This is a genomic window from Mycobacterium sp. NPDC006124, assembly GCF_040614235.1.
Lineage (GTDB): Bacteria > Actinomycetota > Actinomycetes > Mycobacteriales > Mycobacteriaceae > Mycobacterium.
Map to the genome: position 1 here is coordinate 175,966 of NZ_JBEXUA010000005.1, position 20,639 is coordinate 196,604.

General features: G+C 69.2%; 13 protein-coding genes. 2 read left to right on the forward strand and 11 right to left on the reverse strand.

Going from position 1 to position 20,639, the window contains the following annotated elements; all coding sequences use genetic code 11:
- The 6 genes from ABZ195_RS12860 to mutA form a co-directional block, all read right to left on the reverse strand.
- Positions 1 to 1,491: a condensation domain-containing protein gene (locus tag ABZ195_RS12860; protein ID WP_355218150.1), complete on the reverse strand. Its 1,491-nt coding sequence runs from the start codon at positions 1,489 to 1,491 to the stop codon at positions 1 to 3.
- 59 nt (positions 1,492 to 1,550) lie between these two features.
- Positions 1,551 to 7,841: a sulfolipid-1 biosynthesis phthioceranic/hydroxyphthioceranic acid synthase gene (gene pks2 / locus ABZ195_RS12865; RefSeq protein WP_355218152.1), complete on the reverse strand. Its 6,291-nt coding sequence runs from the start codon at positions 7,839 to 7,841 to the stop codon at positions 1,551 to 1,553.
- Positions 7,842 to 8,631: 790 nt separating this feature from the next.
- Positions 8,632 to 9,897, reverse strand: coding sequence for a serine hydrolase domain-containing protein (locus tag ABZ195_RS12870; RefSeq protein ID WP_355218154.1), 1,266 nt, complete (start codon positions 9,895 to 9,897; stop codon positions 8,632 to 8,634).
- A gap of 101 nt (positions 9,898 to 9,998) precedes the next feature.
- On the reverse strand, positions 9,999 to 10,991 hold the full coding sequence (meaB, locus tag ABZ195_RS12875) for a methylmalonyl Co-A mutase-associated GTPase MeaB (RefSeq protein ID WP_355218156.1): 993 nt from the start codon (positions 10,989 to 10,991) through the stop codon (positions 9,999 to 10,001).
- Positions 10,992 to 13,253 carry a methylmalonyl-CoA mutase gene (scpA, locus tag ABZ195_RS12880; protein WP_355218158.1) on the reverse strand — a complete coding sequence of 754 codons (2,262 nt, stop codon included), beginning with the start codon at positions 13,251 to 13,253 and terminating at the stop codon, positions 10,992 to 10,994.
- Position 13,254: 1 nt separating this feature from the next.
- The gene (mutA, locus tag ABZ195_RS12885) at positions 13,255 to 15,141 is read right to left on the reverse strand and encodes a methylmalonyl-CoA mutase small subunit (RefSeq protein ID WP_355218160.1); all 1,887 of its coding nucleotides are present in this window, start codon (positions 15,139 to 15,141) and stop codon (positions 13,255 to 13,257) included.
- 166 nt (positions 15,142 to 15,307) lie between these two features.
- Here mutA and ABZ195_RS12890 point away from each other — a divergent pair, with 166 nt between their 5' ends.
- Positions 15,308 to 16,048: a TVP38/TMEM64 family protein gene (locus tag ABZ195_RS12890; protein WP_355218162.1), complete on the forward strand. Its 741-nt coding sequence runs from the start codon at positions 15,308 to 15,310 to the stop codon at positions 16,046 to 16,048.
- Here ABZ195_RS12890 and ABZ195_RS12895 read toward each other — a convergent pair.
- From ABZ195_RS12895 to ABZ195_RS12905, 3 genes are read right to left on the reverse strand one after another with little or no spacing between them, the layout of a single operon-like run.
- Complete coding sequence (locus tag ABZ195_RS12895) at positions 16,026 to 16,154, reverse strand: hypothetical protein (RefSeq protein ID WP_355218164.1); 129 nt, start codon at positions 16,152 to 16,154, stop codon at positions 16,026 to 16,028. The two genes, ABZ195_RS12890 and ABZ195_RS12895, sit on opposite strands and share 23 nt — an antisense overlap.
- Positions 16,155 to 16,180: 26 nt before the next feature.
- Positions 16,181 to 17,398: an SPFH domain-containing protein gene (locus tag ABZ195_RS12900; RefSeq protein ID WP_355218166.1), complete on the reverse strand. Its 1,218-nt coding sequence runs from the start codon at positions 17,396 to 17,398 to the stop codon at positions 16,181 to 16,183.
- Positions 17,399 to 17,418: 20 nt separating this feature from the next.
- Complete coding sequence (locus ABZ195_RS12905; RefSeq protein ID WP_355218168.1) at positions 17,419 to 17,850, reverse strand: NfeD family protein; 432 nt, start codon at positions 17,848 to 17,850, stop codon at positions 17,419 to 17,421.
- A 59-nt stretch (positions 17,851 to 17,909) separates the two neighbouring features.
- Here ABZ195_RS12905 and ABZ195_RS12910 point away from each other — a divergent pair, with 59 nt between their 5' ends.
- The gene (locus ABZ195_RS12910) at positions 17,910 to 18,785 is read left to right on the forward strand and encodes a hypothetical protein (RefSeq protein ID WP_355218170.1); all 876 of its coding nucleotides are present in this window, start codon (positions 17,910 to 17,912) and stop codon (positions 18,783 to 18,785) included.
- On the opposite strand, the gene ABZ195_RS12915 is transcribed toward ABZ195_RS12910, so the two are convergent.
- Complete coding sequence (locus ABZ195_RS12915; protein WP_355218172.1) at positions 18,751 to 19,797, reverse strand: ferrochelatase; 1,047 nt, start codon at positions 19,795 to 19,797, stop codon at positions 18,751 to 18,753. The two genes, ABZ195_RS12910 and ABZ195_RS12915, sit on opposite strands and share 35 nt — an antisense overlap.
- Entirely contained in the window at positions 19,797 to 20,606 is an 810-nt protein-coding gene (gene inhA, locus ABZ195_RS12920; RefSeq protein ID WP_355218174.1) for an NADH-dependent enoyl-ACP reductase InhA, read from the reverse strand. The genes ABZ195_RS12915 and inhA overlap by 1 nt, the downstream gene beginning before the upstream one ends.
- Positions 20,607 to 20,639 lie beyond the last annotated feature (33 nt).

The window sequence follows — 20,639 nt, forward strand, 5'->3', positions numbered from 1 at the left end:
TTAGCCCTTGGCCATCGGCAACAGCGATTCACGGTCGCGAATTGCGTTGCGGTGCAGTGCCTCCCCATGCCGCATATGGGCGCGACTCGATGCAGCCATCGCACCGTCGGCGACACTCAGGTATACCGCCACCATGGCGGCCAGGTAGCGGTCGACCGATTCGCGGGCGATGGGATTGTCCGGGAACGCCACCGTCACCGAGGTCTCCCGCTCGCCGCGGTTGACCCACAACCCGATCTGGTAGGCGGAGCGCGCGTCGCTGAAGACGCGGCCGTTCATGCGCTCCCACTCGGCGATGATGCTCGGGGACAGCGGGGGCAGTCCGGCGTCGAGGAACGACACCATCGGCACCCCCGGGTCCGGCGCCCGGAGTCCGAATTCCCCGTCGGCCAGTTCGAGCACACGATCGAACGGGATGGGGCCCAACGACATCCGGCCGTCGAACGAATTCTGCGCAGCCCGGGCGGTGTCGGCGAACGACTGGGGGTCGACCGTCACCGAGACGGGAACCACGCCGGTGAACCAGCCCGTGGTCTGGAACTCCTCGGGCGTCGCCCGTGTGGTCGTCGGGGTGATGACGTGATAATCCGTCGACCCGGTGAGCGCTTCCTGCGCCATCGCCGCGCACGCGAAGACGCCGCCGATGAAGCGGGCACCCGCCGCGGTGCACGCGGCCTCGAATCGGTCGGACTGCTGCTTGTCGAGCAGTCGCACGGTCAGCAGATCACCGGTCGTCGACCACGGTGGATCGCCCAGCGGGAAGGGAAAGTGCGGCAGCGTGCCGTCGTTGGCCTCGGCGAAGCGGATCCACTCCCGCACCTCCGGGGACTCCAGCGTCAGGGCGGAGAGCATCTGATCTTGGCGCACGCAGTACTCGTCGTAGCTGCCCGCCGTCGGAAGCGGAAGCGGGCCGGCGCCGCTGATCAGTGCCGCATACATCATGTGGATCTCGACCAGCACCAAGCCCATGAACATCGCGTCGGTGTGCACGTGGTCCACGCTGATGTAGAAGGTGAAGTGGTCGGCTCGCTGAATGATGCCGAACGAGAAGCAATCCCACTGCAGCGGATTGGGCGTGGCCAGCACGTGCTCTCGCCACTCGGTCGCCGTCATCTCGCCGTACTTGGTGGGCACGAACGAGATGTCCCGCGGCTTCTGGACCGTCCGGCGCAGAATCTCGCCGTCGTCGGTCATCTCGAACCAGCTGTGGTAGGTGTCGTGCCGGCGCAGATAGGCGTTGATGACGTGCGACATCGCGCGAATGTCACACTGCCCCTGCATGTCCCACGCAGGGATGTTGAGCCGCGCCATGTCGCTGCCGGTGGCCACGTGGTTGAGGTAGCCGCGGATGTGCTGCGCCTGCTGGTAGCTGGGCGGCACGGAGCTCACGGGTGCGTTCATCACCTTGGCCCGGCTGGCGGGCGACGGGTGCCAGGACACCACGTCACCGGATGCCCCGATCCAGTCGTGGATCGCCTTGATCGCAACCATCTATCTCTCCCCTGGTCCTGAAACTTCGGCGAGCGACGTCATCGGCGCTGATTCGATGGTCATGGCGACACCGCCGGCACGGCGGAGTCGACGTCGAGGTCCGCGGCGATCATCTCGCTGAGACGCTCCGCGAGGCCACGCACCGTGGTGACGTCGGTCGACCCGATCCGCACACCGGTCTCGGATTCGAGCCGGGTACGCAACTCCAACGTCCCGAGGGAGTCTAGGCCGTATTCCGACAGCGGCCGATCCGCGTCGACCGAACGCCGCAGGATGAGACTCATCTCCTCGGAGATCAGGCGTCGGACGCGGGCTGCCCACTCCTCACGCGGCAGCAGGCGGAGTTCTTCGAGGAACTCGCTGGATCCCGACCGGTCCTGGCCCATCGAGGCGAACGCCTCGGCGAACGGACTGGTCTGGGCGAAGGCGGTCAGCCATGCCGCACCGGCGACCGGTGCGTAACCGCTGTACACCCGGGTGTGTCGCATCAGGGTGTCGAAGGCGTACGCGCCGTCCTCGGGGGCGATGGCCATGCCGTCGTTGTCGGCCATGGCTTGGCCGGCACCGATCTGGGCCCACGCTCCCCAGGCCACCACCTGGGCGGGCAGGTCCTGCGCACGGCGCCACCGCGCGAAGGAGTCCAACCAGCTGTTCGCGGCCGCGTAGGCACCCTGGCCCGGCGAGCCGACCATCGCGGCAGCCGAGGAGAACAGGCAGAACCAGTCCAGCGACGCGGTGGCGGTGGCTTCGTGCAGTCGCCACGCGCCCATCGCCTTGGGCGCCCAGTCCCGGTCGATCAGCTCGTCGGTGATGTTCCCGAGCGTCGCGTCCTCGATCACCGCGGCGGCGTGCAGTACGCCACGCAGCGGGATCCCCGTCGCGGTGGCCGCGGCGACCATCCTGGCCGCGGTCTCCGCCTCCGACACGTCGCCGAGTTCGACCACGACCTCGGTGCCACCCTTGCGCAGGCGCTCGATGGCGCGTTGCGTCTCGGGCTTCGGTGCCGAGCGACCGTTGAGGACGATGCGACCGCACCCGGCCGCCGCCATCTTCTCGGCCAGGAACAACCCCAGACCGCCGAGGCCACCGGTGACCACGTACGCGCCGTCGGACCGGAACGCCGGCGCCCGCTCGGCGGGCACCACGGCGGCGAACTGACCGCTGCGCGGCACGTCGAGCACCAGCTTGCCGGTGTGCTCGGCGGCGCCCATTGCGCGAATCGCATTGGCGCCGTTGGCCAGCGGGTAATGCGTGGTCTGCGGCGGTGGCAGCGTCCCGTCGGCGATCTGCTGGTAGACGACCTCGAGGAGGCCGCGCAGCGTGTCCGGTGCGACGAGGGTCAGCAGCGCGAGGTCCACGGCGTAGAAGGACAGGTTCCTGCGGAACGGGAACAGCCCCATCTTGGTGTCGCCGTAGATGTCTCGCTTGCCGATCTCGACGAAGCGGCCACCGAAGGTCAGCAGCTCGAGGCCGGCCCGCTGCGCGGCACCCGGCAGCGAGTTCAGGACGACGTCGACTCCGTAGCCGTCGGTGTCACGCCGGATTTCGTCGGCGAACTTGGTGCTGCGCGAGTCGTAGACATGCGCAACGCCCATGTCGTTGAGCATCTTTCGACGCTCGGGGCTGCCTGCGGTCGCGTAGATCTCCGCACCGGCAGCCTGGGCGATGGCCACCGCGGCCTGTCCGACTCCACCGGTGGCGGAGTGGATCAGCACCTTGTCACCGGAGCTGATCCTGGCCAGGTTGTGCAGTGAGTACCACGCGGTCGCGTGAGCACTCGGCACGGCAGCGGCCGTGGCGTCCGGCAGTTCACCGGGGATGCGCACCGCGAGGTTCGCATCGCAGGTGACGAACGTGCACCACGCACCGGTGGCCGAGATGCCCGCGACGCGGTCGCCGATCTCGTGGCCGGTCACCCCGGCACCGACGGCGGTGACCACGCCGGCGAAGTCCGCACCCAGCTGGGGCATGCGTCCCTCGAAGGACGGGTAGCGACCGTAGGCGACCAGGACGTCGGCGAAGTTCAGGTTCGACGCCGAGACCGCCACTTCGATCTGGCCGGGTCCCGGTGCCGTCCGTTCGTAGCTGACCAGCTCGGCAGACTGCAGGTCTCCCGGCGTGCGGATCTGCAGTCGCATTCCGTCACGGTCGGGGTGCACCACGGTGCTGTGGCGCTCTTCGGGCTGCAGCGGCGTGACGTTCAGCCGCGCGGTGAAGTAGTGACCGTCGCGCCACGCCGTCTCGTCCTCGTCGGACAGCGAGAGCAGCTCGGCACCGACCAGCCTGACGTCGGTGGTGTCGTCGACGTCGATCTGGGTGGGCCGCATCCGCGGATGCTCCATCCCGATGACCCTGACGAGGCCACGCAAGCCACCCTGGGCGAGGTTCGGCAGGTCGCCGGGGAGCACGGTCTGCGCACCCCTGGTCACGACGAACAGCCGCGGCGGCTCGCCTGCGACGTCCGGGAGCACCTTGGCGATGCGCACGAGGTGACGCACGTGGTCGGCGCCGTCGGCGACCAGGTCGGCGTCGGCCGAGCGCGGATCCTGCACCACCACGATGCCCGCACTGGGGCGGGCGACGAGGGTCCTGCGCAGCAACTCGGCGTTGGCGGCGTGATCGCCGTCGGCACTCCACGTCATCGCGGTCACGTCGGCCTCGTCGGCCTTCAGCACGTCGGCCAGCTGGTGGGCGAGCATGTCGGACTCGTCGGAGGTGCTGATCAGCAGCCAGTGCCCGTGTCCGACCACGTCGGTGGCTGGCGTCTCCTGGCGCCGCCAGTCGATGGTCAGCAGCCGCTCGTTGAGCCGCTTGTCGCGCAGCCCCTGCTCGGAGACACCCGTGCCGAGGCGAAGGCCTCCCACGGTCAGCAGGACGGCGCCGTGCTCGTCGAGAACCTCGACGTCGACCTCGACCGACCCGGCGCTGGCGTTCACCAGCTGCACGTAGCAGTAATGGGCGTTGCGCGTCGACGCGTGGGCCCGCAGTCGCCGGACGCCCAACGGCAGCATCAGCGTGCCGGTGTGGTCGGTGTGCAGATCGGGGTGAGCACCGACGGCCTGGAAGCAGACGTCGAGCAGTGCGGGATGGATCCCGTACGCGCCCTGCTGCGACCGGATGGAGCCGGGCAGCGCGACCTCGGCGAGCACCGAACCACCGGGACCCTGGGTCGTGTGAGCCGCCGTAAGGCCGCTGAACGCAGGTCCGTACTGGATGCCCCTGGCGTCGTACCAGTCGCGCATCTCGGCACCGGTCAGGTCCACGGGGTGGTCGGCGAGCAGCGCGGCCACGTCGTAGGCGGCCTTTTCGGGTGCCTCGTCGACCGTCTGGAGCACCGCGGAGGCCCGTCGGACCTCCTGACCCTCGAGCCGAGTCGTCACCTGGAAGTCGGTGACGCCGTCCGAGGTGAGTGACGCCACGGCGGAGATCGGCGTGTGCCCCTCGAGCAGCAGCAGGTCCTCGAACAAGAGGTCGCGGGCCTCCGATGCCTCACCGAGGACGGTGCGGGCCGCGGCGATCGCCATTTCGCAGTAGGCGGTGCCTGGCAGCGCCGCGACGCCGTGCACCTGATGGTCGGCGAGCCATGGCTGCGCGTCGGTGCCGACGTCGGACTGCCACACGTGGCGCTCCGGCTCCTCTGGCAGCCGGACGTGCGCGCCGAGCAGCGGATGGACGGCGAGGGTCGACGTGCCCTGCTCCTGTCCGTCCCTGGTGAGCATCAGACGTGGGTGGTTGAACGTCGGAAGCGGCGCGTCGACGAGCGCGCCGACCGGCCACAGGGCGGCGAAGTCGACCGCGGCGCCTGCATCGTGCAGGGCAGCCACGAACCCGCGGAGCCCATGGGGCAGCTCCTGCTCGCGGCGGATGCTGGCAAGCGCGGCAAGGCGGACGTCGAGGCTGCGGGCGTTCTGGTCCACCGCGTAGGTCAGCAGCGGGTGCGGCGACAGTTCGCCGAACACGCGGTAGCCGTCCTCCAGCGCCGCCTGCACCGCGGCCGCGAAGCGAACCGCGTGGCGCAGGTTGTCGGCCCAGTAGTAGGCGTCGAAGTCCGCGGGGTCACGGGGGTCGTACAGCGTCGACGAGTAGTACGGCACCGTCGGCTCGGCGGGCGAGATGTCCTCGAGCGCCTCGGTGAGCTCGTCGAGGATGGGGTCGACCTGCGGAGAGTGCGACGCGACGTCGACGGCGACCTCGCGGGCCATGATGCCGCGGGCCTCCCATTCGGCCGCCAGCTTGCGCACCGACTCCTTCGCACCGCCGACGACCGCGGACTGCGGCGAGGCCACCACCGAGAGCACCACGTCGTTGACGCCGCGGGCGGCGAGTTCGGAGAGCACCTGCTGAGCGGGCAGCTCCACCGAGGCCATCGCGCCGGAGCCGGCCAGGGTCGCCATCAACACCGAGCGACGGCAGATGACCTTGACGCCGTCGGTCAGCGTGAGTGCCTCGGACACGACGGCGGCGGCGACCTCACCCATGGAGTGACCGATCACCGCGCCGGGCACCACGCCGTGGGCCTTCATCGCCGCGGCGAGTGCGACCTGGACGGCGAACACCGTCGGCTGCACCTTGTCGATGCCGGTGACGACCTGATCGGAGGACATGGCCTCGGTGACCGAGAAGCCGGACTCGGCCGCGATCAGCGGTTCGATCTCGGCGACGGTGCTGGCGAACACCGGCTCGGAGGCCAGCAGGGCCTTGCCCATGCCCGCCCACTGCGAACCCTGCCCGGAGAACACCCAGACCGGGCCGCGCTGGCCTCGGTCGACGGCCGCCTCGTACGGGGCGTCGCCGTCGGCGACCGCGCGCAGCTCGGTGATCAGCGTGGCACGGTCGGCCGCGATCACGACCGTGCGGACGGGGCGATGGGCGCGTCGACGCGTCAGCGTGTAGGCCAGGTCGGCCAGGTCGGCGTCGGGCTTGCCATCCACCCAGTCGGCGAGGCGTCCGGCCGTGCGCCGCAGCTCGTCGGCCGTGGTGGCCGACAGCGGGAACAGGTGCGGACCGGTTGCCCGTTCGGGGGTGGTCGTGGCGTCGACGGTGCGCGTCGACGACCCTGCCGGGGCCTGCTCGAGGACGGCGTGGACGTTGGTTCCGGACAGGCCGTAGGACGACACGGCCGCGCGCCGCGGGTGGTCGCCCTCGACGGGCCACGCCGTCTCCTCGGTTGGCACGAAGAGATTGCTCTCGATGCTCGCGATCTCGTCGGGCATCGAGGTGAAGTGCAGGTTCTTCGGCACCACGCCGTGCTGCAGCGACAGGATCGCCTTCATCAGCCCCACCGCGCCGGACGCGGACTGGCCGTGTCCGAAGTTGGTCTTGGCCGAGCCCAGGGCCACCGGCCCGGACGTGCCGTACACGGCCGCCAGGCTGGCGAACTCGATCGGGTCGCCGACCGGCGTGCCCGTGCCGTGCGCCTCGACCATGCCGATGGTGGCGCGGTCGACGCCGCCGGCGGCCAAGGCCGCCTCGTAGACCCTGATCTGCGCGTCGCGCGAGGGTGTGGCGATGTTGACGGTGTGGCCGTCCTGGTTGGCCGCCGTGCCGCGGATGACCGCCAGCACCTCGTCACCGTCGGCGAGGGCGTCGTCGAGGCGCTTGAGCAGCAGGACGGCGGACGCCTCGCCTGAGACGAAGCCGTCGGCGTCCACGTCGAAGGCGTGGCAGGCGCCGGTGGCCGACAACATTCCCTGCGCCGAGCCCGAGGACATCTTGCGGGGCTCCAGCATGATGGAGACGCCGCCAGCGAGTGCCATGTCGCTCTCGCCGTCGTCCAGACTGCGGCACGCCATGTGCACGGCGAGCAAGCTGGACGAGCAGGCGGAGTCGACGGTGAACGCCGGGCCGTGCACGCCGAGGTGGTAGGCGATGCGTCCGGAAGCCAAGCTGAAGTTGCTGCCGGTGAATCCGTAGGGACCCTCGACGGCGTTGGCGTCGGCGGCGAGCAACTGATAGTCCTGGTGCGTCATCCCCATGAACACCCCGGTGAGGGAGTCAGCGATGGCGGCCGGGTCGATGCCCGCGTGCTCGACGGCTTCCCACGCGGTCTCCAGGAGGAGCCGCTGCTGGGGGTCGATCGCGATCGCTTCGCGCTCGCTGATGTTGAAGAAGTCGTTGTCGAAGCCGGCGACGTCGTCGATGAACGCGCCCCACTTCGAGATGGACCGTCCCGGCACGCCGGGCTCCGGGTCGTAGTACTCCTCGGCGTCCCAGCGATCCATCGGCACCGTGGTCACGGCATTCACACCGCGCAGTAGCGCAGCCCACAGACCCGCTGGCGAATCGATGCCACCGGGAAGACGGCACCCCATGCCGATCACGGCAACTGGGGAGACCGGTGTCTCTGCCACGTACTTCACCCTCTCCAACGAACGAACCCAGGCTCCGGACCCGGTTGTGCTCCATGAAGACGTCGGTCCCCGGCGCTGTGGATCAGTTGTGAGACCTTTCCATTTGCACCTGGGCTTCAGTATTGATAAAGAGTTCCGGACCAGCAAACCGAACTTTTAGTACGGACCATTAGTACGAAAAATTGGGCAAATCCGTTACCGCCCTTTCCAAGTCAACATTCTTCGGTCGGGACACTACACCGACAGCTACCTATTCGTCCCAACAACCTCGTTTAGGCGCATACGCTGCGGAAATGCCAAATATTGACGCGAATGCTCGTTTCTAGCGACCTGCCATAAGTGCCCGTGCGATTTCGCCATGGACAAATCTGGCAAACACATCTACGGACGATGCGAATTCGACAGTAATCGTTGTCAGTTGCCACCGAATTGGTCATCGACGCTTAACCGTACGTTCATCCTCGCAGCTCGCGACGCCCTTGAGGGCGGCGCTGGCACCGCCGCAGTGCCGTAGACGCCGCCATCGCGACCGGCGTGGTCGAACTCGGTACGCCACGGTGGACATCCTGGCTACTCTGTCGCCGATAGCGACACGGGTACCTACCGTCACTCTGGCAACATTGCTGAACTCGTGCGGCCGGAACGGGGTCGATTCGGGCCTCCACGGGGCCCGATTGACCCGAATGCGTTGTCGCGCATGGCAAATAGCCAGACAACGTTCGTTGTCGCCACGGCGGCCCGTCTCGGGTACCGGGCGAAAATTAGTGAACGAATCCGAGGCGCGACGAAGTTACACCGCTGCGGAGAGCCCGGAGAATGCGGCGCCAAGCTTGGCCACGGCGTTAAACCCGTCCTTGCGAGCTCGGAAAACACCTCTTCTGATCAACGCGGCGGTGGCGACGAAACCCGCCTGGTCGCTCACCAGCAGCGGCGTGAGCAGCCGATTGTGCACGAAACCGAAGGCCAGGCCGCTCTGCGGGTCGGCCCACCCCAACGATCCACCGAGGCCGACGTGGCCGAAACCGGGCATGATGCCCCCAAGTGGCAGCCCGTGATAGCCAAGGTGAAACGACAGCGGCATGATGAGCCCGGCATCGGGATGCAGGCTCGGTCGCCCGCTGAGCGTGGCCGCCAGCTCGGTCGACAGGAACTGGGTGCCGTCGATCCGACCACCGTTGGCGATGGCTCCGTACATCCGCGCCAGTCCCCTGGCCGTCGCGACCCCGTTGGCGGCCGGCAGTTCGGTGTCGAGCAACGAGATGTCGCCCTGCACGGTGGCCTTCATCCCGGGGAAGTACATCGACCCCAGCCCGCCCGAGAACGGCAGCGCCGCGAACCGGGGGGTGAGGAAGTTGACCAGCGGATTCTGAAACCTGCTCTGTGGTCCGATGATCCGCGCCGGCTGGGTGGGCGCGGCGGCCGGCGGCCGGCCGAGGTGAATGCCGTCGACGTCGAGCGGCTCGGCGAGCTCGGTCCGAAACAACTCCCGCATCCCACGTCCGGTGACCGCGCGCGCCAGGCCCGACATCAGCCAGCCGTAGGTCAACGCGTGATACGACGGTTTGCCCTTGAACCACCCCATGGGGGCCGCAGCCATGCGGTCCTCCATCAGCAGGTGGTCCATCAGATCGGTGCCGCTGGCGCCGTTGAGCTGTGACAACCCGGCGCGGTGCCGCATCAACTCACGCACGGTGACACTTTCCTTGCCCCTGGCAGCGAAGGCCGGCCAGTACTTTGCAACGGGAGCGTCGTACTCGAGCAGGCCCCGGTCGGCCAGCCGGTGGATGACGGTAGAGGCCATGCCCTTGGTCGCCGAGAACACCATCGCGCCGGTGTCGGCCGTCCACGGCCTGGTCCCCCGCCGGTCTGCCCAGCCAGTCCAGACGTCGACTACGGGTTGCCCGTCGAGGTATATGCACAGGGCGCCGCCACCGAAGCGTTTGCCCGGGAAGAGCTGGGCGAAGGCGCGCACCGCGCACGCGAAACTGGGATCCGCCTCGCCGCGGACGTGGTGCGGAAGCGCCGCGCTGCGCTCGCCGCCGATGGCTGGAATCACGATGAACGAAATTACTCTCATCACCGGCAAACTTGACGGCTGTTTACCGATCCGTTAGCGATTAGCGCGGTCTCGCTCCACCTCGAGGGGCTCCGGGCGGGTCAGTAGACGAGGTCGAGAATCTGCTGGGCGGCCAGGGCTGGAGTCAGCAACCCGTCACGCACCCGTTGCTCGACGTCGGCGCGCACCGACTTCACCCCGGCATTGGAGGACACCTTGTCGAGCACCGCTTCGCGGACCATCGACCACATCCAGTCGACCTGCTGGCGGCTTCTGCGGGCGTCGAACTCCCCTGCGTCGGTCAACACCCGGCGATGCTCGAGAACCGTCGCCCAGAGCTCGACGAGCCCGGACCCCTCCAGTGCGCTCGCAGTGAGAACCGGCGGACGCCAGAGGCTTTCGCGGGGGTAGAGCAACCGGATGGCCCCTCCCAGCTCGCGCGCGGCGGCCTTGGCGTCGGCGGCATGCCTGCCGTCGGCCTTGTTCACCACCACGATGTCGGCGAGTTCCAGGACGCCCTTCTTGATGCCCTGCAGCTGGTCGCCGGTGCGCGCCAGCGTGAGGAACACGAAGGTGTCGACCATGTTGGCGACCGTCACCTCCGACTGTCCGACGCCCACCGTCTCCACCAGCACCACGTCGTATCCCGCCGCCTCCAGTAGGACGATCGTCTCCCGGGTGGCCTTGGCCACCCCGCCGAGCGTGCCCGAGGTCGGCGACGGGCGGATGTAGGCGTCGGGGTGCACGGCCAGCCGGGCCATCCGCGTCTTGTCGCCGAGGATCGACCCTCCCGTCCTCGTCGACGAGGGGTCGACGGCCAGCACCGCCACCCGGTGGCCTTGCTCGATGAGCGACATCCCCAGCGCCTCGATGATGGTCGATTTGCCCACCCCCGGCACACCCGTGATGCCGACGCGGATGGTGGGGCCGGCGGAGGGATGGGGGTACCTCCCGCTTGCGGGGGACAGCTCCATCAGCAGCCGCTGGGCGTTCTCCCGGTGGTCGGCCCGGGTCGACTCGACCAGCGTGATCGCCCGCGGCAGTGCGGACCGATCCCCACCGCGGATGGCTGACGCGAGCTCGGTCGGGTCCATTTAGGGGAGCGAGTATCCCAGCCGATCGGCCAGCTTCTCGAGCAAGCCGATCGCGGCGTCGGCGATCACGGTCCCCGGTGGGAAGATCGCCGTCGCGCCGGCGGCGTACAACTCGTCGAAGTCGCCAGGAGGGATGACCCCGCCGACGACGACCATGATGTCGGGGCGGCCCGCCTCGGCCAGCGCGTCGCGCAGCGCCGGCACGAGGGTGAGGTGCCCGGCCGCCAGCGAGGACACCCCGACGACGTGCACGTCGTTGTCGACCGCCTGGCGCGCGACCTCGTCGGGGGTGGAGAACAGCGAGCCGACGTCGACGTCGAACCCGATGTCGGCGAACGCCGTCGCGATGACCTTCTGGCCGCGATCGTGGCCGTCCTGACCCATCTTGGCGACCAGGATGCGGGGCCTGCGGCCGTCGGCCTCGGCGAACTTCTCGACCAATTCCGTTGCCGCTGAGACGTTCCGCACGTTGGAACCCTTCCCCACCTCGTCGCGGTACACACCTGCGATGGTGCGGATCTCCGCCTGGTGGCGACCGTATACCTTCTCCAACGCGTCGGAGATCTCACCCACCGTGGCCTTGACGCGCGCCGCCGCGATCGCCAGTGCCATCAGGTTGTTCCCCAGCCCGTCCTCACCGGCAGTCCCCGAAGCAGCTGCCGCGCGGGTCAATTCGGCCAGCGCGGCCTGGGTCGCCGCCTCGTCTCGGTCGGCCCGCAACTGCTCGAGCTTGGCGATCTGCTCGGCACGCACCCGGCTGTTCTCGACCTTGAGGACCTCGACCTCCTGGTCGGCGTCCACCTGATACTTGTTGACCCCGATCACCGTCTGTGCACCCGAGTCGATGCGCGCCTGCGTGCGGGCGGCGGCCTCCTCGATGCGCAGTTTCGGGATGCCCTCGTCGATGGCCCGGGCCATGCCACCGTGTTCGGCGACCTCGGCGATGTGGGCGCGGGCCTTCTCGGCGAGCTGATGGGTCAGCCACTCCACGTAGTACGAACCGCCCCACGGGTCGATCGGTCGGGTGGTGCCCGACTCCTGCTGCAGCAGCAACTGAGTGTTGCGGGCAATGCGCGCGGAGAAGTCCGTCGGCAGTGCCAACGCCTCGTCGAGGGCGTTGGTGTGCAGCGACTGCGTGTGGCCCTGGGTTGCGGCCATGGCTTCGATACACGTGCGGGCGACGTTGTTGAACGGATCCTGGGCGGTCAGCGACCACCCGGAGGTCTGCGAATGCGTGCGCAGGGACAGCGACTTGTCGCTCTTGGGGTCGAACTGTGCAACCAGCTCACTCCACAGCAGCCGGCCGGCGCGCAGCTTGGCCACCTCCATGAAGAAGTTCATCCCGATGCCCCAGAAGAAGGACAGCCGAGGTGCGAACTTGTCGATGTCCAGACCGGCGGCCAACCCCGCCTTGATGTACTCCACGCCGTCGGCGAGGGTGTAGGCCAGCTCCAGATCGGCCGTGGCACCGGCCTCTTGGATGTGGTACCCGGAGATCGAGATCGAGTTGTACTTTGGCATCTTCACGCTGGTGTAGCCGAAGATGTCGGAGATGATCCGCATCGACGCCTCGGGCGGATAGATGTAGGTGTTGCGGACCATGAACTCCTTGAGGATGTCGTTTTGGATGGTCCCCGCCAGCTTCTCCGGCGGCACGCCCTGCTCCTCGGCGGCGGCGACGTAGAGCGCCAGGATCGGCAGCACCGCGCCGTTCATGGTCATCGACACCGACACCGTCGACAGGTCGATGCCGTCGAAGAGCTGCCGCATGTCCAGGATCGAGTCGATCGCCACCCCGGCCATGCCGACGTCGCCCGCCACCCTGGGGTGGTCGGAGTCGTATCCGCGGTGGGTCGCCAGATCGAAGGCGACCGAGAGCCCCTTCTGACCGGCAGCCAGGTTGCGCCGGTAGAAGGCGTTGGACTCCGCCGCGGTGGAGAAGCCGGCGTACTGCCGAATCGTCCACGGTTGGTTGACGTACATCGTCGGGTAGGGGCCGCGCACGAACGGCGGGGCGCCGGGAAGGCTCTCCAGCGGGTAACCGGCGTCGACGACGGCGTCGCGGTCGGCGGCGACGTAGACCGGCTTGACCTGCACGCCCTCGGGGGTCAGCCAGTCGAGTTGGTCGGCGGTGTAGCCGTGCGCGGCGGCGGCCGTCGCCACCAGCTCGTCGACGTCCGCGGAGGTCGCCGCGACGGGGACCGCGTCGCCGCAGAGGGTTACGTCGGCGAAGTTGGCGATGCGCGGCGTAGTGGCAGTCATGTCAGGCCCCCAGTCGGTCGAGCAGCGTGGACAGCGCCGCGATGGCGTCGATCTTGGCAGTCAGGTATTCGTCGGGGCGGTGGTCGCAGTCCGCGACGGCCTTCTCGGGTCCGGCCAGGTAGACACCGGTCACCCCCGCCGCGCGAGCCGCCTCCACGACGCCGGAGGCCTCCTCGGCATACCGGGCGTCGGTGCCGCAGACGACGACCACGCCGGGGTGTCCGGCCTCGGTCAGGGCCTGGGCCACCCCCGCCGCGCTCACCGTGCCGGGGTTGACGGCCTCGACTCCCCCGGACGCCAGCAGGTTCGCCGCGAACGAGGTACGGACGTTGTGTTCGGCCAGCGGCCCCACCGGCAGCAGCAGCGCGCTCGGTCGGGCGCCGTGCGCGGCGAGGTAGGCGTCCGACCGGTCCCGGAGAGCCTCGAAGCCGGCCGCGTAGCGCGCCACCGAGGACGCCGACGCCGACGGCACGAGTGGGGCCTCGGCGAGGTTCGGGTACTCGTTGACCCCGGTAAGAGCCGTGCGCCGATGGGCGACGTCGTCGCTGCGGGCGTCGCGGACGCGGCCGATCTGCGCGGCGACGTGGTCCGCGGCGTCGACGAATCCGCCCCGGGCCTCGACGTCCTGGAAGTGGCGCCAGGCCTCCTCGGTGAGTCGGCGGGTGAGGTCCTCGACGAACCAGGAGCCGCCAGCCGGGTCGAGCACCCGCCCCAGATGTGACTCCTCCAGCAGCAGCAACTGCGTGTTGCGCGCCATCCGGCGGGCGAAAGTCCTTGCCGCGGTGGGTAATCCGCCCGGGATGGCACTGTCGAACTCGTGCACCTGGACGGTGTCGGCGCCGCCCACCCCCGCACCGAAGGCACCGAGGGTGGTGCGCAGCATGTTCACCCAGGGGTCGCGCTGAGCCATCATGGCCCGCGAGGTCACGGCGTGAATGGTGGCCGCGCCCGCGGCGGGGTGTCCGACGACCTCGGCCACCCTGGCCCACAGCTGCCGCGCCGCCCGCAACTTGGCGATCGTCATGAACTGGTCGTCGTCGGCGCCGAAGCGGAAGGAGATCTGCGCCAGCGCATCCGCGGTGGCGACGCCGCCGTCGCACAGCAGCCGCAGATAGGACACCCCGGCCGCGACGGCGCCGGCCAACTCCCAGGACGCGCTGGCCCCGAGGTCGTGCAGGCCGGCGCCGTCGACGGTCACGGCTCGAACGCCGCCGCCGTAGCCCACCGTCGAGGTGGCGGTCGCGAGGACCTCGTCGATGGTCGGCGCGCTGCGAGAGGTCAGCACCGCAGTGAGCGGGTCGGCGCCCAGGTCGACCGACAGGCGTCGGCGCTTCTCGTCGTCGAAGCCTTCGACCAGCGCCAGAAGGGCGTCGGCGGCCGCGGCGTAGTCCGCGCCGGCCTCCACGATCACCGGGACCAGGTCGAGGAACACGCCTTCGAGCAGCCGGTCTAGGTCGGCCACCGCGACACCGCTGGAATCAGGCCCCGTCGCGCCGGCATCGCCCACGCGCAACACCAGCGCGCTGACGCCGTCGACCAGTGCGCTCAGCACCGAGTCGTTGCCGTCGGACACGGCCGACTGACCGGGCAGCGGGAAGGACTCGGCGACCTTCCATCCGGACGTGACGTCGCGACCGGCGTCGCCACCGCGGACGTAGGGCCACCGTCCCGGCAGCGACGGCTCGGGCAGCGCGTCGGCGGCGGTGTACAGCGGACGGATCGGGAAGCCCTCGTAGGTGGGTGAGTCCAACAGGCGCTCGGGTTCGTCCCCCAGTTCCGTGGGGTCCTTGCGGCTGCTCTTGGCCAAGACCCCGGCAACGGCAGCGCGCCACTGGTCGCGGTTCGACTCAGCCGTGCCGAGACTCGAACTGGACACCTGTTCGGACACTGTTGACTCCCCTGTCATCGACCTTGATGCAGCGTGTGACTTGACAACTGTCCATCAGGCTAAATGATCGCCGTCACGGCGCGAACCGGCAGGCCCGAGGCTACTGACGGGTAGCTCCGCCGCGTCGTCTCGTGCGACCGCCCGCCGACCCGTAGTCTCGGAAGACGTGAAGGGGATAGTCAGCACGTTGGGCGCGGTGCGAGCCTCGATCGCGTCGACCGCGGCCCAGGTTCCCCGCCGCAAGTTGGCGGCCGTCGTGGCCGCCGTTGTGATTCTCGTCGCAGTCGCCTATCTGGTGCCTCTGCCCACGGCGGTGCAGATGCGTGACTGGGCGACCTCGGCCGGTCCGTGGTTCCCGCTGGCGTTCTTCCTCGCCCACGTCGTGATGACCGTGCTTCCGTTCCCGCGCACCGCCTTCACGCTGTCGGCGGGCCTGTTGTTCGGGCCGCTGCTGGGCGTGTCGCTGGCCGTCGCGGCGTCCACGATCAGCGCGATCGTCGCCCTGGTCCTCGTCCGGGCCGCCGGACTTCAGCTCGCCCGATTGGTGTCGCATCCCCGGGTGGAGATGGTCGACGCTCGGCTGCGGCAGCGCGGTTGGCCGACGGTGCTCTCCCTGCGCCTGATTCCCGCGGTGCCGTTCTCGGTGCTGAACTACGCCGCCGGCGCCTCGGCCGTCCGGCTCGTGCCGTTCGCGATCGCGTCCTTCGTCGGCCTGCTGCCGGGCACCGCCGCGGTCGTGATCCTGGGCGACGCGCTCACCGGAAACGTCAGCCCGCTGCTGCTCGTCATCTCGGCGGCCACCGCCAGCCTGGGCGTGGCCGGGTTGGTCTACGAGGTGCGCAGTCAGCGGCGTCACGACCGCCGTGACGCCGGCGACTGTGTGCCTAGCGCGACCCCGGCCCCGTGACGGTCATCGCACCGAATTGGCCCAGCACGTCGAAGGCCTTCTTGATCGGCGCCACCATCGGGGCGCACGCCGCGGCGTCGCCGGCCTGCATCGCCGCGAGGCCCACCTAGGTCCGCCGCGCGGTCAGCGCACTCACTGCTCGCGGTTTCCGTGGCGCGAGGACGGCGGTTGCGAGTAGTCGGTCGCGGGGGGCTGCGCCTGCTGCGTCAGCGGGGCGTACTGCGGGGTCCCGTCGATGGCGCCTTGAACGGGCGTCCGCGCCTCGGCCACCGCCTGCGCCACGGCTTGCGCGATCTCGGGATCGGACTTGGTGTTGAACCACTCGGCGACCTCGGCCGAGTCGTCCTCCGGCTTGGGCAGGTCCTCCTCGACCGGTGACGGCGTGTAGCGGAAGACGCCGTCCGAGCCAGGCGCGCCCAGCATCTTGGTGAAGCCCTCGAGCGCCGAACCGAAGTCGCTGGGGACCAGCCACACCTTGTTGGCCTCGCCCTTGGCCATCTCCGGCAGGGTCTGCAGATACTGGTAGGCCAACATCTCCGGGGTGGGCCGCCCCGCCTTGATCGCGGCGAAGGTCTTCTCGATCGCCTTCGCCTCGCCCTGCGCCTTCAGATACGACGCGGCGCGTTCACCCTGGGCCCGCAGCATCCGCGACTGCCGATCGGCCTCGGCAGCCAGGATCGCCGCCTGCTTGGCACCCTCCGCGGCGAGGATCTGCGCCTGCTTCTGGCCCTCGGCCTGCTTGATCGACGCCTCTCGGTTGCCCTCGGCGGTCAGGATCATGGCGCGCTTCTCGCGGTCGGCGCGCATCTGCTTCTCCATCGAGTCCTGGATCGACGGCGGCGGATCGATGCTGCGCAGCTCCACCCGCGCCACCCGCAGACCCCAGCGACCGGTGGCCTCGTCGAGCACCCCTCGGAGTTGACCGTTGATCTGGTCGCGCGAGGTCAGCGCCTGCTCGAGGGTCATGCCGCCGACCACGTTGCGCAGTGTGGTGGTGGTCAGCTGTTCGACGCCGACGATGTAGTTGCTGATCGCGTACACCGCGGCCCGCGGCTCGGTGACCTGGAAGTAGACGACGGTGTCGATGTTGACCGTCAGGTTGTCCTCGGTGATCACCGGCTGCGGCGGAAAGGACACCACGCGCTCTCGGAGGTCCACCCTGGCGCGGATCTTGTCGACGAACGGCAGCAGCAACGTCAGCTGTCCGGAGACGGTCTTGCTGTAGCGACCCAACCGCTCGATCACCGCGGCCTCGGCCTGCGGGATCACCTTCACCGACTTGGCGACGACGATGATCGCGAAGATCACCAGCACCGCCGCCACGATCAGCCCGAAGAAAGCACCATCCATGTCGCCGTTCCTCTCTAGGTTCAAAATCCCTTGAAGACGACTGCAGTGGCACCGTCGATGCGCACCACCGTCACGTGCTCGCCCGGTTCGTACACGTCGTCGTCGTCGAGGGGCCGGGCCGTCCAGACCTGTCCGTCGAGCTTCACCTGCCCCTCGTGTCGCGCGACCTTGTCGAGCACCAGTGCGCCCTGACCCTCGAGGGCCTTCATCGGCTCCGGCAGCCCCGTGCCCGCGGTGAACCGCCGCCGCAGGGCCGGCCGCACCGCGAGCAGAAGCAGGATGGAGACCGCGGCGAAGACGACGCCGTCGACCCACACCGGGCCACCGAACACGGCGCTGACCCCGGCGGCGGACAGCGCGCCGCCACTGAGCATCAGCAGGAACAGATCACCGGTCAGCGCCTCCGCACCGGCCAGCGCCAGCGCCGCCACCAGCCAGATCAGCGCGCCCATCTTCACAGCCTACTGGCAATCGTGCTCGCCAAGCCGGCGATGACTACACTCCCTGCATCATGTGGTGCCCCAGTGTCTCCCTGTCGGTGTGGGCCAACGCCTGGCTCGCAGGCGTGGCCGCGCCGGACGACGTCTTGGACGCGCTGTCCTTGTGGGCGCCAAGGCATTCCGTCACCGCCTACGACTCGGTCGCGGCCGACCGCACCGGGCTGCCGTGGCCGGATCTGACCGACGCCGGCGCGGTGTCGATGCTGCAGACGCTGCGCACCGCGGCAGGGCCGATCACCGGCGAGCCTGCGATGGCCGTCGCCCTGCCCGTCCCGGGCGACGTGCGCGGGCTGCCCGCCGGCACGCAGTTCACCGCCGACGCGATCACCGCCGGGGAGGCGCTCATCGTCTCCCATGGCACCACCACTGCGGTCGGGCTGGTGCCCGAGTTCACCTACGACGAGTCCGATCCCGACTTCGACCTCACCGACGACGAGTCCACCGGCCACTACCCGGAACCGATCTCGCTGGCCTGGACGGTGTACTCGATGCCCGAGGTGCCGCTGCGCGAGCACCTGGACCTCGGGCACGAGGAGTACCAACTGCGGTCCGCGGTGCGCTCGGCCGCCGACGCGCTGGTGACGCTGCGGGCCGGGACGACGTCCTCCGACGTCGCTGACCCGCGCGGACTCGTCGAGCAGGTGCTCGAATCGGCGCGCCTGCACCGCGCCCCCGATCACGCCCCGGAGCGGGCTTTGCGCGTCCTGGAGAACGCCGCCCACGTCGATGCCATCATCACCGTCAGCTCGGGGTTGATGCCGATCGGACTGCAGTCGTCCTCGGCGATGCAGATCGCCAACGACGCCTTGCGCCCCCTGGTCGGCGTGGTGCGCTCGGCGCGAATGGCCGCCGTCAGCGCGATTCTGCAGTCGGCCTGGCGTCGCTAGTGCACGACGGCGTGCACAGCGAGCCGTTGACGCTGAAGCCGTAGCCGGGCACGACTCCCCCGCCGACCCTGGCGGGCTCGCGACCTTCGAGCACCTCGTCGACGAGGTCGAGGGCGAGTCGGGCGAAGCGCGGTTGCGCGTTGGGCGTCGTCGCCCGGGCCAGCACGACCCCCGCGGCGTCCGCCTGCTCCTTGAGCTCGTTGTCCAGATCCCAGACGACCTCGATGTGGTCGGCGACGAAACCGATCGGACATGCGATCACCGCGCGGACGCCGGACTCGACGAGCGTGGTGAGCTGGTCTGAGACGTCTGGCTCCAGCCACGGAACCTGCGGCGGGCCCGACCGGGACTGCCACACCTGGTCGTACTCGGCGTACCCCGCGGCGGCCGCCACCAGGGCCGCTGAGTGGGCGACCTGCCGGGCGTAGAGATCCGGCCCGCACCGCGACGCCGCGCGCAGTGGAATCGAGTGCGCCGTGAAGACCAGGCGCGCGTCGGCGCGGAGGTCCTCGGGAAGCGTGGCGGCGGCCGCGGCGATGCCGTCGGCGAACATCTCGATCAGCAGTGGGTGGTCGAAGTACTGGCGCAACTTGACCAGATCGGGGGCCTGTGGGCCGACCGCGGCCCTGGCCCGGAAGACGTCCTCCTGGTACTGGGTACAGCCCGAGTAACCGCCCCACGCCGAGGTGGTGAACACCGCGGCCCGCCGGATGCCGTCGTCGCGCATGGTGGCGACGGTGTCCTCGACGAACGGGTCCCAGTTGCGGTTGCCGAAGTACACCGGCAGCCGGGTGCCACGATCGTCGAGTTCCCGTTCGATCTGCGCGATCAGGGCCCGGTTGATGCCGTTGATGGGCGAGACGCCGCCGAAATGCAGGTAGTGCTCGGCGACGGCGTCCAAGCGCTCCGGCGGGATGTTGCGGCCGCGGGTCACGTTCTCCAGGAACGGACGCACCTGCTCGGGCCCCTCGGGACCACCGAAGGACAGCAGCAGCAGCGCGTCGAACGTCATCAAAGCAGCTGCGTGCTGGCGCCGCCGTCGGCGTAGACGATCGTGCCGGTCGTGGCGGGAAGCCAGTCGGACATCAAGGCGCACACCGTCTTTGCGACCGGGGTCGGGTCCTTCATGTTCCATCCCAGCGGAGCGCGCTGATCCCAGCCCTCTTCGAGCAGCTTGATTTGGTCACCGGCAGAGTCACCGAGAGCACCGCCGACGATGGCGCTCATCGCCAGGGTACGAATCGGCCCGGCGGCAACGAGATTGGAGCGGACGCCGTACTGGCCGGCCTCGCGAGCCACGAAGCGGTTCACCGATTCCAGGGCGCTCTTGGCGACGGTCATCCAGTTGTACGCGGGCATCGCGCGGGTCGGGTCGAAGTCCATGCCGACGATGCCACCGCCCGGATTCATGATGGGCAGCAGCGCCTTGGCCAGTGCCGCATACGAGTACGCGGAGATGTGGATGCCCTTCGCGACGTCCTCGTACGGCGCGTCGAAGAACGGGTTGACGCCCATCCCGGTCTGCGGCATGAAGCCGATCGAGTGCACGACGCCGTCGAGCTTGTTGCCCTCCCCGATCACCTCGGTGACGCGGTCCCCCAGGCTCGCGAGGTGCTCGGAGTTCTGCACGTCGAGTTCCAGCAGCGGCGCCGGGTTCGGCAACCGGTCGGCGATGCGCTGGATCAGCTTCATCCGGTCGAAGCCGGTAAGCACCAGCTCGGCACCGGCCTCCTGCGCGACCTTCGCGATGTGGAACGCGATCGACGAGTCGGTGATGATCCCGGTGACCAGGATGCGCTTGCCCTCGAGAAACCCTGCCATGTGAAAGTCCTTACTGTTCAGACGATGTCGATG